This window comes from Streptomyces sp. NPDC007084, assembly GCF_040703595.1.
Lineage (GTDB): Bacteria > Actinomycetota > Actinomycetes > Streptomycetales > Streptomycetaceae > Streptomyces.
Map to the genome: position 1 here is coordinate 127,680 of NZ_JBEYFY010000008.1, position 15,583 is coordinate 143,262.

The 15,583-nt window shown below is 74.0% G+C and carries 11 protein-coding genes; 3 read left to right on the top strand and 8 right to left on the bottom strand.

From position 1 onward, the window contains the following. Positions 1 to 16 precede the first annotated feature (16 nt). The 5 genes from AB0912_RS10340 to AB0912_RS10360 all read right to left on the bottom strand — a co-directional run bounded on the left by AB0912_RS10340 (position 17) and on the right by AB0912_RS10360 (position 4,671). Positions 17 to 466 carry a hypothetical protein gene (locus AB0912_RS10340; RefSeq protein WP_366697750.1) on the bottom strand — a complete coding sequence of 150 codons (450 nt, stop codon included), beginning with the start codon at positions 464 to 466 and terminating at the stop codon, positions 17 to 19. A 371-nt stretch (positions 467 to 837) separates the two neighbouring features. Continuing rightward, positions 838 to 1,974, bottom strand: a complete 1,137-nt coding sequence (gene ugpC / locus AB0912_RS10345) for a sn-glycerol-3-phosphate ABC transporter ATP-binding protein UgpC (protein WP_366697752.1) — start codon at positions 1,972 to 1,974, stop codon at positions 838 to 840. Positions 1,975 to 2,216: 242 nt separating this feature from the next. Continuing rightward, positions 2,217 to 3,182, bottom strand: a complete 966-nt coding sequence (locus AB0912_RS10350; RefSeq protein ID WP_366697754.1) for an alpha/beta hydrolase — start codon at positions 3,180 to 3,182, stop codon at positions 2,217 to 2,219. Between the two features lie 112 nt (positions 3,183 to 3,294). Next, entirely contained in the window at positions 3,295 to 3,957 is a 663-nt protein-coding gene (locus AB0912_RS10355) for a hydrolase (protein ID WP_366697756.1), read from the bottom strand. A gap of 156 nt (positions 3,958 to 4,113) precedes the next feature. Continuing rightward, complete coding sequence (locus tag AB0912_RS10360) at positions 4,114 to 4,671, bottom strand: DoxX family protein (RefSeq protein ID WP_366697758.1); 558 nt, start codon at positions 4,669 to 4,671, stop codon at positions 4,114 to 4,116. A gap of 473 nt (positions 4,672 to 5,144) precedes the next feature. On the opposite strand from AB0912_RS10360, the gene AB0912_RS10365 reads away from it, so the two are divergent. Then, positions 5,145 to 7,007, top strand: coding sequence for an amidohydrolase (locus AB0912_RS10365; protein WP_366697760.1), 1,863 nt, complete (start codon positions 5,145 to 5,147; stop codon positions 7,005 to 7,007). Positions 7,008 to 7,214: 207 nt separating this feature from the next. Here the strand turns inward: AB0912_RS10365 and AB0912_RS10370 are convergent, their stop codons facing one another. The 3 genes from AB0912_RS10370 to AB0912_RS10380 form a co-directional block, all read right to left on the bottom strand. Next, positions 7,215 to 8,021 carry a hypothetical protein gene (locus AB0912_RS10370; RefSeq protein ID WP_366697762.1) on the bottom strand — a complete coding sequence of 269 codons (807 nt, stop codon included), beginning with the start codon at positions 8,019 to 8,021 and terminating at the stop codon, positions 7,215 to 7,217. Continuing rightward, positions 8,018 to 9,049 (bottom strand): helix-turn-helix transcriptional regulator, encoded by a 1,032-nt coding sequence (locus tag AB0912_RS10375; RefSeq protein ID WP_366697764.1) that lies wholly within the window; start codon positions 9,047 to 9,049, stop codon positions 8,018 to 8,020. Before AB0912_RS10375 ends, AB0912_RS10370 begins: the two co-directional genes overlap by 4 nt. Positions 9,050 to 9,153: 104 nt before the next feature. Then, positions 9,154 to 10,272 (bottom strand): helix-turn-helix domain-containing protein, encoded by a 1,119-nt coding sequence (locus AB0912_RS10380; RefSeq protein ID WP_366697766.1) that lies wholly within the window; start codon positions 10,270 to 10,272, stop codon positions 9,154 to 9,156. Positions 10,273 to 11,018: 746 nt separating this feature from the next. Between AB0912_RS10380 and AB0912_RS10385 the strand changes: the two genes are divergently transcribed. Further along, positions 11,019 to 11,957 carry an alpha/beta hydrolase fold domain-containing protein gene (locus tag AB0912_RS10385; RefSeq protein WP_366697768.1) on the top strand — a complete coding sequence of 313 codons (939 nt, stop codon included), beginning with the start codon at positions 11,019 to 11,021 and terminating at the stop codon, positions 11,955 to 11,957. 899 nt (positions 11,958 to 12,856) lie between these two features. Next, complete coding sequence (locus AB0912_RS10390; RefSeq protein WP_366697770.1) at positions 12,857 to 15,574, top strand: LuxR C-terminal-related transcriptional regulator; 2,718 nt, start codon at positions 12,857 to 12,859, stop codon at positions 15,572 to 15,574. Positions 15,575 to 15,583: the final 9 nt, after the last annotated feature.

Genomic DNA, 15,583 nt, shown 5'->3' on the forward strand with positions numbered 1-15,583 from the left:
GGAGGGACGGGGGACCTCAGAAATGGGTGGTCGCGACCCCCGAGGCGAACGAGGTGTCGCAGACGGGCCGCGCGAACGACTGGGCGCGCGTGGGTCCGTAGGCGCGGACGGCGGCGCGGCCCAGGGCGCGGGCGATGGACACGCAGTGCTTCGCGAGCGACGGACGGCCGTTCACCGCCTCCTGGAGGTGGGTGAGGGCGACGCCCGGGTTCTTCTCCTGGAGTTCCAGGAGGAGTTTGTCGCGCAGGACGTCCTGCGGTGCGCGGGAGACGGCTCGCGAGGAGACGTTTTCGGAGGACGCGGTGAGCACCGAGTTCGAGGGATTCCCCGACCAGTTGACTCGGGTGACCGCGAGAGTCCCGGAGAGCACCAGGACGACAGGCAGAACGAGGGCGAGGGTGCGGCCGACCCGGCGGGCGGGGCCACGGCCACGCCGGGTCCGTTGGGTAGTGGTGGAGTGCTTCACGCGAGTGAGAGTAGCGCGGGGTAATGATTTGGCGACATTTAGTCACCGTTTCGGGGGACGGGGAAACAGGGTTTTCGGGGCGCGGAGTTGACGTACGGGGATCGAAATGACCGGTCTGCCAGGGTATTTGTCGACAACGAAGAAGGCCCCGCAGCAGGCTGCGGGGCCCTCTTCGTCAACTTGGGTGAATTCACCCCAGGTGGGGGTGTGTTCGACCGCGAGGCGGTGACGTCAGGCGGTGCGAGGTGGTGACGTCAGGCGGTGCGGTCGGTCGGTGGCGTCGGCCGGTGGCATCACCCGGTGCCGTCCCCGGTGCCGCCTCCCGGGCCGTCGGCTGGTGCCGTCCCCCGGTTCCGTCGGCCGGTGTGCCGTCAGTCGGAGAGGCGCTCGCCCGTGGAGGTGGAGAACACGTGGATCTCGCCCGGACGCGGCACGACGTGCAGTGTGGCGCCCTTGTCCGGGACGGCACGGCCGCTGACGCGGACGACGAGGTCCTTGTCCTCGTCGCCGACCTTGGCGGAGCCGTAGACGTAGCCGTCGGCGCCGAGTTCCTCGACCACGTTCACCGAGACGGCGAGGCCCGCCGGGGCGTCCTCGGTGTCCTTGGTGAGCGACTTGGCGGCCTCGCCGTTGTGCTCGACCACGTCGAAGTGCTCCGGGCGGACGCCGACGGTGACCGTGCGGTCGCCCTTGTCGGCGGCGGCCGCGAGGGCCTCGCGGTTGACCGGGACGACGCTGTTGCCGAACTTCACGCCGCCGTCGGTGATCGGGACCTCGACCAGGTTCATGGCCGGGGAGCCGATGAAGCCGGCGACGAAGAGGTTGGCCGGGCGGTCGTACATGTTGCGCGGGGAGTCGACCTGCTGGAGCAGACCGTCCTTGAGCACGGCCACGCGGTCGCCCATGGTCATGGCCTCGACCTGGTCGTGGGTGACGTAGACGGTGGTGATGCCGAGGCGGCGCTGCAGCGAGGCGATCTGCGTACGGGTGGAGACGCGGAGCTTGGCGTCGAGGTTCGACAGTGGCTCGTCCATGAGGAAGACCTGGGGCTCGCGCACGATGGCGCGGCCCATGGCGACACGCTGGCGCTGACCGCCGGAGAGGGCCTTCGGCTTGCGGCCGAGGTACTCGGTGAGGTCGAGGATCTTCGCCGCGTCCTCCACCTTCTGGCGGATCTCGGCCTTGTTGACGCCGGCGATCTTGAGCGCGAAGCCCATGTTGTCGGCGACGGTCATGTGCGGGTACAGCGCGTAGTTCTGGAACACCATGGCGATGTCCCGGTCCTTGGGCGGCAGGTGCGTGACGTCGCGGTCGCCGATGCGGATGGCGCCGCCGTTCACGTCCTCGAGCCCCGCGAGCATGCGGAGCGAGGTGGACTTGCCGCAGCCGGAGGGACCGACGAGGACGAGGAACTCGCCGTCCTCGATGTCGATCTCCAGAGCATCGACGGCGGGCTTCTCGGAACCCGGGTAGATCCGGGTCGCCTTGTCGAACGAGACAGTGGCCATGGTGATGGGCCCCCTTCACCGGCAGGAACGTGCCGGACGATCCGTTGTAAAGGTGGTGATCCACTACGAAACCGTCGTAGTGGTGTAGTCCACATGGGTGAACTGGTTCAGGACGCTACCTGCCGTTCACGTGTTCTGTCAGTACTCCGGGGGCGGTGAAGTTCGAGGAAATTTTCGACGGGGCCGTCCCCGCCGACGGCGAGTCGGCGCGGGGACGGCCCCGGGTGCGCGAGGCGGTGTGGTCAGGACAGGGCGTCGCGCAGGAAGCCGGTGGCCTGTGTGATCGCGGCCTGGGCGGCGTGCGTGCCGCGCAGCGCGTTCAGCATGACGAAGTCGTGGATCACTCCCTGGTAGCGGGTGGCGGTGACCGGCGTACCGGCCTGGCGCAGCTTGTTGGCGTAGGCCTCGCCCTCGTCGCGCAGCACGTCGGCCTCGGCGGTGATGACCAGGGCCTGCGGCAGCCCGGCCAGCCGGGAGACGTCCGCCCGCAGCGGCGAGGCGGTGATCTCGGCCCGCTCGCCGGGGTCGGTCGTGTACTGGTCCCAGAACCACTGCATGCCGTCGCGCCGCAGGAAGTAGCCCTCGGCGAACTGGTGGTAGGAACCGGTCTCGAAACTCGCGTCCGTCACCGGGTAGAACAGCACCTGGGCGGCAAGCTCCGGTCCGCCGCGCTCCTTGGTCATCAGGGTCAGCGCGATCGCCATGTTGCCGCCCACCGAGTCGCCCGCCACCGCCAGCCGGCCGGCGTCCAGGTCGTGCGCGGCGCCCTCGGCGGCGACCCACTGGGCGACCGCGTAGTTCTGCTCGATGGCCACCGGGTAGCGGGCCTCGGGCGACAGGTCGTACTCGGGGAACACCACGGCCGCGCCGGCGCCGACGGCCAGCTCGCGTACCAGGCGGTCGTGGGTGTGCGCGTTGCCGAAGACCCAGCCGGCTCCGTGGATGTACACGATCACCGGCAGCGGGCCGGTGGCGCCCCGCGGGCGGACCAGGCGGACCCGCACCGAGCCGGTCGGGCCGCCGGGGACGGTCACCCACTCCTCGTCTACCTCGGGCTTGGCCGTGTCGCCGGACTGCGCCTCGTCGACGGCCTTGCGCCCCTCGGCCGGCCCGAGGTCGAAGAGGTAGGGCGGGTTGGCGGTCGCCGCGGCGAAGCCGGCGGCGGCCTCCTCCAGGACGGGCGGGACGGGAAGGTAGCTCTCTGACATGCCTGTTCCTTCACTCGGGCGGGGCAAGCTGCTCGCCCCGTGCGGTTCTCTGTCCGGCCGGGTGGCTCGTTGCCCGGCCTGTCTGTCGCCGGTCCGGCCGGCGGGCGCGGGGTCAGCCGGCGGCGTGCTCGCCGATCATCGACTGCGCGTAGACGACGCCCATGCCGTAGGCACCGCCGTGCTGCTTCACGACGTCGAGGACCTGGGTGTACGTCTCGGACCTGGCCCAGTCCCGCTGGAGTTCCAGCAGCACCTGGAGCCAGGTGACCGGGACCGCGCCGGCGGCGGTCATCCGGTCCAGCGCGTGCTCGTGGGCCTGGGCCGTCACGCCGCCGGAGGCATCGGCGACCACGTACACCTCGAAGCCCTGCTCCAGCGCCGACAGGGCCGGCAGGACGAGGCAGACCTCGGTCCACAGCCCGCTGAGCACGATCTTGCGGCGCCCGGTGGCGCGGACCGCGGCGACCACGGCCTCGTCCTCCCAGGCGTTCATCGTGGTCCGGTCGAGCACCTCGTGGCCGGGGAAGACCTCGGCCAGCTGGGGCAGCAGGGGCCCGGAGAAGCTGCTCGCGGCCACCGTGGTCAGGACGGTGGGCACGTCGAAGACGCGGGCCGCCCGGGCCAGGCCGACGGTGGCGTTGATGATGCCGGCGCGGTCCGAACTGCCCACGCCGAAGAACATCTGCGGCTGGTGGTCGACGAACAGCATCACGGCGTTGTCGGGGGTCAGCAGGTCCGCGCTCGGGGCTGCGTGCGCGTCGGTCGGTGCGGACATGGTGAGAACGGTCTCCTTTCGCCGGCGGGTGGCGCCGGGGTCGGTTGGGGGTGGTGGGTGCGTGTAACGGCACGGGTTGGTCGGGCGTGGCTGGGTGGGTGCGCGTGGTTGGCGCCGTGCGGGTGGGGCGTGCGCGTGCGGGCGCTCGCCCTGGTTTCAGGGGGTGTTGGTGGTCGGCGTCGTGGGGGCGCCGGGGGTGGTGGATGTGGCGGGTCGGGAGATGGTCGCCTGGTCCGGGCGGTGCAGGACCAGGCGGGTGGCGAGGCCGCTGCCGACTCCGCCCGCCGTGGCGAGCGCCGCCCACCACAGCGGCCACGGCGTGAGACCCAACGCGTGGTCCACCGACCAGTTCCCGGGGCCGGTGGCGGACAGCACGGCGGATACCACGATCAGCACCAGCGGGTACTCGTAACCGTCGTTCTGCACCCACAGGCCGTGCCGGAGCTTCACGGTGGCCGCGACGGTCATCACGCCCATCGCCGTCAGCGCGGCCAGCGGTGTCAGCGCCCCGGCGGCCAGGAACAGTCCCGAGCCGATCTGCCCGGCACCGGCGGCGAGCGCGGTCACCGCCCCGCCCCGGAAGCCGTCTCCACGGAACTCCGCCACACCGCCGGCCAGTCCCTTGCCGCCCAGCAGGAAACTGATCTTCTGCACGCCGTGGCCGGCGATCAGCAGCCCCACGACGAGGCGCAGCACGAACAATCCGAGATCCATGAGCGGTCTCCTAGCAAAGGTGTGTGCAGGTGAACGGGCCCGCCTCCGCCACACGGGCGTCACGCCGGGCAGCACTCTTCGGTGCGACGCCCAGCACGCTAGGGCCGCTGCCCGCAACGGCGTTGCCCGTGCGCGCCCGTGGTTGTGCCCTGCGCGCACTCCCGTGAACGGAGCTGCCGAATGCCGTCGCGCCCCGGCTGTGTCCCGGCTTGCCTCGGCCGCCGCGGGGGGCCGCGCCGGGGCTGCCGCAGCGACTGGCCCCGTGCGGCAACGAGTGGACTGCCCCGTGCGGCAACAAGTGGTGCGTTCTGCGCACAGCGGGGCGGCCGTGACGCCCCTACGGTGCGCCAGGACCTCCGGGTCCTCCGGGTTCTTCGAGCCCTGGGAGTCCTTCGGGACCTTCCGGCTCTTCGGGGCCGTCTCGTGTGAACCCCCCTGCCTCGTAACCGAGTTGAGGAGACACCTTGCCCTCCATGCCCGTCGCGGGAGTCACGGCAGGCCGACCGGCGGAGCCCGCCGATCTCGTTCTGCGCAACGCCGCCATCCACACCGGGGACCGGCTGCGGCCCGAGGTCTCGGCGCTCGCGGTGCGGGCCGGCCGGATCAGCGCGGTCGGTGACGACGCCGACATCGCCCCGCTCGTCGGCCCGCACACTCGCGTCGTCGACGCGCTGGGACGACGTACCGTCCCCGGCCTCAACGACTCCCATCTGCACGTCATCCGGGGCGGGTTGAACTACGTCCTGGAACTGCGCTGGGACGGTGTGCCCACGCTGCGGCAGGCGCTCGCCATGCTGACCGAGCAGGCCCGGCGCACCCCGCCCGGCCAGTGGGTGCGGGTGGTGGGCGGCTGGTCCGCCGACCAGTTCGCGGAGCGCCGGCTGCCCACGCTCGCCGAGCTGAACGCGGCGGCCCCCGACACCCCCGTCTTCGTGCTCCACCTCTACCAGTCCGCGCTGCTGAACCGGGCGGCCCTGGCGGCGGCCGGCATCGGCCGGGACACGCCCGCGCCGCCCGGCGGCCAGATCGTCCACGGCCACGGCGGTGAGCCCACCGGGCTGCTGCTGGCTGCGCCCAGCGCCCTGCTGCTGTATTCCACGCTGGCGAAGGCGCCGCTGCTGGACGAGGGCGACCGGGCCTCCTCCACCCGCCACTTCCTGCGCGAGCTGAACCGCTTCGGCCTGACCTCGGCGATCGACGCCGCCGGCGGCTTCCAGAGCTTCCCCGAGAACTACGGGACGGTCACCGACTTGGCCGCCCGGGGCGAGCTGACCGTACGCATCGCCTACCACCTGTTCCCGCAGACGGCCGGCCAGGAGCTGGACGACCTGCGGCGCTGGACGGCCACCACCTCGGTGGGCGACGGTGACGAGTGGCTGCGGCTGAACGGCGCCGGCGAGAACCTCATCTGGGCCGCCGCCGACTTCGAGAACTTCTCCGAGCCGCGGCCCGAACTCGACTCCTACGAGGACCGGTTCGAGCAGGCGGTACGGCTGCTGATGGAACAGGGCTGGGGTTTCCGGCTGCACGCCAGTTACGACGAGACCATCCGCCGCGACCTGGCCGTGTTCGAACGGCTCGCCGCCGAGGGGCTGTTCCCCTCGGGCAACCGCTGGCTGCTGGACCACGCGGAGACGGTCACGCCCGCGAGCCTGGACCGGGTCGCCGCGCTGGGCGGGGGCGTGTCGGTGCAGAACCGCCTCTCCTTCCAGGGGCAGGCGTTCCGCTCCCGCTACGGGGCCGCGGCGGCGGCCGAGGCCCCGCCGGTCGGCGACATGCTGGCCCGGGGCCTGACGGTCGCGGCGGGCACCGACGCCACCCGGGTCTCCTCCTACAACCCGTGGGTGGCGCTGCACTGGCTGGTCAGCGGCCGGGATGTCGCCGGCCGGGCGCTGCGAGGGGCGCGCCACCGGCTCAGCCGCGCCGACGCGCTGGAGCTGTACACCCTGGGCGGTGCCCGGCTCACCGGCGAGGACGACGTCAAGGGTGCGCTGCGGCCCGGCGCGTACGCGGACTTCGCGGTGCTCACCGAGGACTACTTCACCGTCGAGGAGGCGGCCATCCCCCGTATCGAGGCGGTGCTGACCGTGGTCGGGGGGCGGGTCGTGCACGCGACGGCGGAACACGAGGGGCTGGCCGCCGAGTTGCCGCCGGTCTCCCCGGACTGGAGCCCGGTGGCCCACTTCGGCGGCTACCAGGCCACGCCGTCCGGCGCGGTGCAGGCGGACGCGTTGCGGGAGGCGGCGGCGGACTCCCTGGCGCAGGCCGCGTGGCGCCGGGAGCGGGGGGACGCGGGCGGGGGCGCGCGGCTTTCGGGCGACCCGTGCTTCCTGTGAGGCAACGTGAGGTGACCTGACCTGACCTGACCTGACCTGACCTGACCTGACCTGACCTGGTCTGGTCTGGTCTGGATTGGTGGGAACTGGCCCGACGTGACCTGGCTCGATCTGGCTGACGGGCCGGGAGCGTGTACCCGGGCGCCGGTCCGTTGTCGTGGACCGGCGCCCGGGGGGGGCTGGGGTGGGGCGTGGGGTCTGGGCGGGTCAGAGGGTGCGGCGGACGCCTGGGTGGCGCTCCAAGTCCCGCAGCTGGAAACGGAGATCCCCCTCGACCGCGTTGTGCGCGGGGCCGGAGCGGCCGATCGGCAGGATCTCCTTGCCGCGCAGATCCTCCAGCATCAGCGCGTACGCCACGTACATCGCGACGGCGGCGAGCAGCAGGCCGACCGCACCGGAGGCGTGGCCGATCCAGCCGACGCCGGTCACCCCGGCCAGGCCCGCCACGAGGTAGCGCGGCACCGCGATCACCAGGACCAGCCACAGGGCCCGTTTCGGCGCCGCGACCGAGGCCATCAGGGCGGCGAACACCGTGAACACCAGGTTCAGTACGCCCAGCACCCGGGAGCCGCCGGCCGCATCCGAGGCCGTCACGAGCGCGTTCGCCAGCCAGGTGCCGGCGAAACTGGCCATCAGTGTCGCCGCGATGACGTCGCGCGCGCCGAACGCCAGGATGCTGACGACCAGTTGCAGCGCGAAGGCGGGCAGGATGGTCAGGGCGACCGCCTGCCGGTCCGCCGCGGGGATGATCCCTATCTGGAGGCAGCTCGTCACCGTTGACGCGATCGCCACCGTGTAGAAGCCCAGCGGCAGCGGGGACGCGATCGGCCGCAGGTTGAGCCGGACCATCCGGCGCAGGTCGGGCTCGTGGTACCGGCCGCCGGGGCCGTCCGGGACGTGGGCCTCGGCGCCGGGGTCCTGCGGGGGGTCCGTGTCCTCGACGGTGCCGTCCGTCGGGGGCGGGCTCGGCTCCTCGACGGTGCTGTCCGTCGTCGGCCCTGTCGGTTCGCTCACCATGCCTCTTCCTCGTCCTGTCGAAGCCCCGTTCCAGCGGGGTGTGTGGAGTTCGGGGCGACGCTACGGACGGACGGCGCGGCCCAGTTGACTCCTGGCGCACCCTGTCGTGCCGACAGCGCATGTCCGCCGGAAGCCGGTTGCGCGCCGGGGGCCGGTTGTACGGGGGGTGTGTCCCGGGGTGCCGTGTCGCTGCGCGCCACCAGGGCGGCGCGGGTGTCACGCCAGTCGCGCGGCGCCCGGCCGTAGGCGGCGTGGAACACGCGGCTGAAGTGGGCCGCGTTGGCGAAGCCCCAGCGTTTGGCGGTCACGGAGATCGTGCGGCCGGCGCGGCCGGGTCCCGCAAGCTCGCGGCACGCCTCCTCCAGGCGGCGTCGGACGACCCAGCGCCCGACCGTGGTTCCCTCGTCCCGGAAGAGCTTGTGCAGGTAGCGGACCGAGATGTAGCCGTGGGCGGCGATGGTGCCCGGCGAGAGCGTCACGTCGTCGAGCCGGTCGTTCACCTGCCATCGGATCTCCTCCAGTAAGTTCCGTCCGGCGGTGGGGCGTTCGGGTGCCGTCGCCTCGCACACCAGCGTCGCGACGAGGTCGACCAGATGCGCGGCGACGTGGGTCGCCTCCAGGGAGACCGTCCCGTCGAGGAGGGCCAAGACCAGGCCCCGGACCAGGGAGGCGCCGACGGACACGGGAAGCGGGCCGACGGGCAGGGGCGTGCGGTGCGGGCCGGGCGGGGGCGCGGAGGGTCGGCCGGGTGCGGGTGCGGGTGCGGGGTGCCGGCCCGGCGAAGGGGCGGGGTGCCGCCGGGGCAGGGCGATCGCCGCCTGCGGCACGATCAGGGCGGCGGGCGTCGCCCGGACCAGGTCGGGTAGCCATGCCCCGGCGGCCGCGGGGCCGTCGTACAAGTGGATCGCGGTTCGCTCGCCGGTCGTGGGGACGAGCAGGACCAGCCACTCCCCGTCGGTGCCGTCCCAACGTTGTCTCCGTAAGGCGTCCGCGTCGGCCAGGAGGAATACCGGCTTCTCGGACATGGTGGGGTGGCCCTCCGATCGGATCGGACGTCGCGGTCGCGGCGGCCTGCCGCGTGCGGGCCGCTCCCCTTCAGCCTTGACGGCCGGGATGCCCGGAGATCAGGTCATGTGACCGGTCGTTTCGGTGTGTATCGCCCGCTGGTCCGCGGTACCGGCCCCTGCCCGGTGCCTGCCCCGGCCCCCGTCTCGGCGACGGAAATGACCGTCCGTGGTGCGGCGGGGGCGGGCCGGGCGGCGGAGACGCCCGCGCCGGCCGTGTCGCGCCAGACGCGGGGCGAGACTCCGTAGACGGCGCGGAACGCCCGGCTGAAGTGCGCCGCGTTGACGAAGCCGTAGCGCTGGGCGACGGCGGAGACCGTCGGGCTGGACCGGCCGCGCCGGCTGAAGCTGCGGGCGCACGCCTCGACCCGGCGCACCTGGATGAGCCGGCTCACGGTCAGTTCCTCGTTCTCGAAGAGACGGTGCAAATAGCGCACCGAGATCCGCAGGGCGGCGGCGACCATCTCCGGTCCGAGGTCCGGGTCCTCCAGGTGCGCGGCGACGAACTCGTGGGCGCGGGCAAGCAGTTCGTCACCGGGGGAGACGTCGGGGCGTTGCCGTCGCCCGTGCAGTACGGCCGCGTCGACGAGCCCGGCGACATGGCCGGCCACCCGGGGCGCGGCGTCCGGGTGCAAGTCGGTTCCGGAGTGGGCGAGTTCGGTCAGCAGCAGCGCCAGCGCCGCACCCGGGCCGCCGTCCGACGACATTTCACGGCCGGGCAGCTCCGCGAGTACGGGGCCGGGGTGGCCCAGTACCCGGGAAGGGAGCTGGAAGAAGCCGGCGCCGAAAGGGTGCGGAAAGTCCAGCGAGAAGGGGCGCTTGAGGTCGATGACCGTCAGGTGACCTTCGGCCAGGAGCAGTTGGTGCCCCGCGTGGGTCAGGGAGGCGGCGCCGGTGTGCTGGTGCAGGAGGGCGAATCGTTGCCGCGCCGTACCGTGGCACAGCCGGGCCGGCCGGCTCACCTTCTGCGGGGTCGCCTGGACGGACGACGCCTGGAGGTAGCCGAGCCGGTGTGTCGTCACGGTGCCCTGGAGTCTTCCCCGGGGTGCCACGGTGACCGGGGTGAGGAGTTCTTCCAGCGCCCGCTGCCAGGCCGCGAGCCGCTCCTCGTCGGACTGGCCCTCGGCGTCTTCCTGGCCCACGGACCTGACCCAGACCGTCATCGGCACCCCATTCGTGCGCATGCCTGACCGCGCCCGTTGGCCCGGGCGCGACCCCCGCCCCACGATCACCCGTCGCGGGCGGTGAGGACCACGCCATATGACTGGTGTGGTGCGGCCGACGGCCGTTCCGGCCCTGGGCGAGTCCGGCCGGCGGGCGCCAGACTGTGCACGCACAGGCACGAGTTGTGAGCGGGGGCGGCTGCGCGGCGCCGGGTGCCGCTCCTAGAGTTCGGGGCTCCGGGCGCGTCGGCCCGGGCCGATCGACCGTGGTTGGAGCCTCCGTGGACCCGCTCGCCTCGCCCGCGCCGCCCGCCCGCACGCCTACGGCCGCGCAGGCGCCGGCGTCTGCTTCTGTCGCCGGGGCTGCTTCGGGGCCTGCGCCGGGTTCCGTCCGGGGGGCTGTTTCCGGTTCGGGTGCTGTTCCGGGGGCCGCTTGCCGTCCGGGTCCTGTACCGGGCCCCGCACAGGGGTCCGTCCCCGGGTGCGCTTCCCATCCGGGGCCTGCGCCGGGTTCCGTCCGGGGGGCTGTTTCCGGTTCGGGTGCTGTTCCGGGGGCCGTTTCCCGTCCGGGTCCCGACCCGGTCATCGGGTCCGCTTCCGGTTCGGCGCCCCGCTCCGCTCCCGTATCCACGTCTGCCGAGGCGACCGGCGCCGCGCCGAAGCCGTTCGCCGGGGTGGACGGGTCGGGCGGGCCGGGCGGGCCGCTGGTGTCCGACACAAGGCTGACGGTCGTTCTGCCCGGGACGGGGCCTGCCCGGGTTCGGCTGGTGACGCCCGAGGGCTCGCCGCCCGGTCTGCCGGTGGTGCTGTATCTGCCGGGACCGGCCTGGCTGCCGTCGGACCCGGACCCGGACCCGGACCCGGACCCGGACCCGGACCCGGACCTGGACCCAGACCCGGACCTGGACACCGACCCGACCCCGGACATCGACCCCGGTGCCGACCCGGGCACCGAACCGGGTCTGGACCCGGCGTCGGCCTCGGACTCGGCCTGGTTCTCGGCCTCAGCCTCCGAGGAGCGGTTCATCGCCGATCTGGCGCTGGGCGCGGACGCCGCCGTCGTCGTACCCGAGATCGGACGGGCCGGCAGCCGCCGGGCCGCCGCGCGTGCCCTCGTGCGCGAGCTGGCCTACTGGCTCGCCGACAAGGGACCGGCCGCCGGGCTGGACGGCTCCCGGGTCGCCCTGGTGGGGAGCTCCACCGGCGGAGCGCTCGCGGTGGCCGCGCTCGCCGCCGGGCGCCATGGCGACGGCCCCCGTTTCCGCGCCCTCGTCCTGCTCGGCCCCGCGCTCGACGCCACGATGGACACCCCCTCACACGGGCGGTTCGGCACCCGGGCACCGGGGCGCGGCGCGCTCGCGGAGTTCTGGCGGCAGTACACCTCCCGTGACCGCACGTCTGGTGAGCACACCCGCGGTGACCTGGACGGCGGCGGGTCGCCGGGGGCGCCCTCCCCGGCCGAGCTGAGCGGCGCGCCGCCCGTTCTCGTCGTGACCGCCGAGACGGACGTGCTCCGGGACGAGGGCGAGGCGTACGGGCGCGGGCTGTGCGAGGCCGGCGTGTCCGCCGTGACCGTGCGCTACGCCGGGGCCGGTCCCGGGTTCGTGACGCTCGACGCCCACCACGCGAGCGCCGCCGCCCGGGCCGCCCGCAGCCAGGTGGTCGACACCCTCTACGTCGCCCTGCACGTACGCGGGCACTGCTGACCTACGGGGCTTCACGCGTCCCTCGTACGACCCGGCCGCGCGGCTCGAACTCCGTTCCGTCTGCCGCTGCCCAACGCCTCCCGCGCTGGACTCTGCGCTGCTCAGAGCGGTTTGACAGCGGTATCCGGCCACGGGTAAGCAGGCCCGGGGGCGGAGAGCGGGGGGTACGTGTGGGCATCGTCGGCCGCGAGCGGGAACTGGCCGTACTGGAGCGGCTGTTCGGCGACGCCGGACCGCCCGCCCTCGTCGCCGTAGGCGATCCGGGGGTCGGCAAGAGCGCGCTGCTGGCCGAGGGGGAGGCGCGTGGCGTCGGCCTCGGGTACACGGTGCTTCGCACGGCGGGGGCCGAGGGGGCGCTGGGTCTGGGGCTGGCGGGTCTGCGGGGGTTGCTGCTGCCGCTGCTGGAAGGGGCGCCCGCCCTGTCGGACGGGGCACTTTCGCCTACGCCACCGGCGCCGGACACCGCGGTGACGCCTTCTGCGCAGGCCCCACACCCCGGGCCGCTCCATGCCGGGGAGGCGGCCGATCGGGCACAACTGCCTCCCGTACAGGCGGCGAACCGGTCACAACTTCCGCCGGTCCAGGACCCGAATCGGGTACCGCTGTCGCCCGTACAGGACCCGGACGGGGTACGGATACCGCCCCTACAGGCCGCAGACCTGGCACAAAGCCCGCCCGTACAGGACCCGAACCGGCTACGAATACCGCCCGTAAAGGCCCCGGACGGGGTACGAATACCGCCTCTACAGGTCCGGGACCGGGGCCGGGCACAACCGCCGCCCCCACAGGACCCGGAGAGAGCGCGACTGTCTGTCGTGCAGGCATTGGACCCGGCGCGACCGCCTGTGGCGCAGGCCCCCGACCCGGCCCTTCAGCCCGCCGCGGAAGCCTCCCCTCTGGTGCTGGCCCCTGCCGTACCGGCCGCGGGTCCCGCACGGCCGCCCATCGCCCAGCCTCCGCATCTGACCCTCCTGCGTACCGCGTTGGGGCTGGTCGAAGCGGGCGGGCGGCCGCCGGCCGATCGTGCCGCGCAGGCCATGGCGACGCTGACGTTGCTCTCGGACGCCGCCGTCGTACGGCCCGTTCTGCTGCTCGTCGACGACGTGCAGTGGCTCGACGAGGCCTCGCTCGACGTGCTGGCCTTCCTGGCCAGGCGACTTCGGGACGAACCCATCCGGCTGCTCGCGGCGTCCCGGCCGGAGGTCCCGGAACCCATCGCCCGCGAGGCCGCCCTGCTGCCGGTGGGCCCGCTGGACGAGTCCGCGTCCGAGGAACTGCTGGCCTGCCAGCCGGTGCCGGTGACCGGCCCGCTGCGTCGCCGTATCCTCGCCGAGGCCCGCGGCAACCCGCTGGCGCTGCTGGAGTTCGGGCGGGCCGCGATGCTGGACCCGGCCGCGTTCACCGGCGGCCCGCTGCCCGTCACCGCCCGGCTGGAACAGGTGTTCACCAGCCGGGTGACCCCCTTGCCCGCCGCGACCCGCCGGGCCCTGCTGCTGGCCGCGGTCGCCGCCGACACCGACGCCCCCGCCGTCTTCGCCGCCGCCGGCCGGCACGCGGTGGAGGGAGAGGTGGGAGGGGAGAACGGCCGGCCCGTGCTGGACAGGTCCCTCCCCGGCAAACCCCCGTCCGCCGACGACTACGCCGTGTGGCGGCCCGCCGAGAGCGCCGGTCTCGTACGGCTGGACGCGGGCGGCGGGGTCGTCTTCCGGCACCCCTTGGTGCGCTCGGCACTGTCCTCCTCGGCGCCGTTCGGAGAGCGCCGCGAGGCGCATCTCGCGCTGGCGGCGGAACTCGGGGCGCGCCCCGACCGGCAGGCGTGGCACCGCGCGGCGGCTACCGTCGGCCCCGACGAAGAGGTGGCCGCCGCGCTCGCCGCCACGGCCGGGCGCGTCCGGGCCCGGGGCGGCTACGCCGAGGCCGCGCAGGCGTTCCAGCGGGCCGCCGCGCTGACGCCCGACCCCGACACCCGCGCCCGGCGCCTGGTGGACGCGGCCCAGATGGCCCTGGTGGCGGGCCGGCACAGTTGGGGCGAGGCGCTGGCCACCGAGGCCGTCGGGCTCACTGACGACCCGGAGCTGCTGGCCGAGGCCCATCTGCGGGCGGGCTGGTCGCTGGCCGGTACGACCCGCCAGTCCCTCGCGCTGAGCCACCTGCTGCCCACCGCCCGCTCGCTCAGCCGTGACCATCCGAGCAGGGCGATGGAGACCCTGTCGTACGTCACCACGTCCGTCTACAACCAGGGCGGCGCCCCCTACCGCCGCGAGGCGCTCGGCCTGCTGGACGATCTGCGGGCGTGGCACGGTTCCGGCACCGAGGCACGCTGGTCGCTCTGGACCGCCGCCGGGCTCGACCCGTACGGGCCCGACCGCCCGCGGCTGCTGCGCGTCCTGCGCGCGACGGCCGAGGACACCGGGCTCGGCTTGCGGGAGCTGGGCATGGTCGGTTCGGCGGCCTGGGTACTGGACGAGAGCGGGGTCGCCGCCCGGCTGCTCGCCGCGGCGCACGCGCTCCACTGCGACGCCGGTTCCGGCCCGAACACGATGATGACGCAGGTCCTGGCCCTGGCCCAGCTCGACCACGGCTCGTGGAACGCCGCCTGGACGATGAGCCAGGAGACGATCCGCGTCGGCACCGAGCAGGGTCCCGAGATGGCGACGGCCGCAGGGGCGTACGTATCCGCGACGCTGCTGGTCCACCGGGGAGAGCCGGCCGAGGCCCGCCGGACCCTGGACGCGGCCATGGCGGGCCTGGACCCTTCGCTGAACCTGTCCATCGAGGTGCGGGGCCGCTCGGTGACCGCGGCCATCGCCGCGCTGGAGGGCGACCATCTGACCTGCTACGAGCACCTGCGCGGCGCGTTCGCCCCCGGGGAGACGGCCGAGCCGGTGCACTACCACGCCTCCTACTACGCGCTCGCCGACCTCGCCGCGGCGGCCGTCCGCGCGGGGCGGCAGCAGGACGCTCGCCGGGTGGTCGAGGCGGCGGAGCAGGCGCTCGGCCCCCGGCCGCCACTGCGGCACGCGTTGCTGCTCGCGCGGGCGCGGGCGCTGCTGGCCGCGACGCCCGGGGTCGCGGACGGAGCCGGGGCCCGGTCCGGCTCCGGCGACCGGTCCGGCTCCGGCGACCGGTCCGGCTCCGCCCACCGGTCGGTTTCCGGCCGACGGTCCGGCGCCGGTGAGCCCGAGCGGTGGTTCCGCTACGCGTGCGCGTCGCCGGCGGGGGACGCGTGGCCCTTCGAGCAGGCGCTGGCCCGGCTGGACTTCGGGGACTGGCTGCGCCGCCGACGGCGCACCGCCGACGCCCGCCCGCCGCTGACGCAGGCGCTGATCACGTTCGAGCGGCTGGGCGCCAAGCCCTGGGCGGAGCGTGCCCGGGAGGCGCTGCGGTCCTGCGGGGTCGTGATGCCCCGGCGGGCCGGCAGCCCGGTGGAGTCGCTCACCGCCCAGCAACTGGCCATCGCGCGGCTGGCGGCCGACGGCCTGACCAACCGGCAGATCGGCGAGCGCCTGCTGCTGTCGCCGCGCACCATCGGGTTCCACCTCTACCAGGTGTATCCGAAGCTGGGCATCAGCTCGCGCACCCAACTTGCGGCGGCGATCAGGGAAGCGGCGGACTGACCGGCGCAC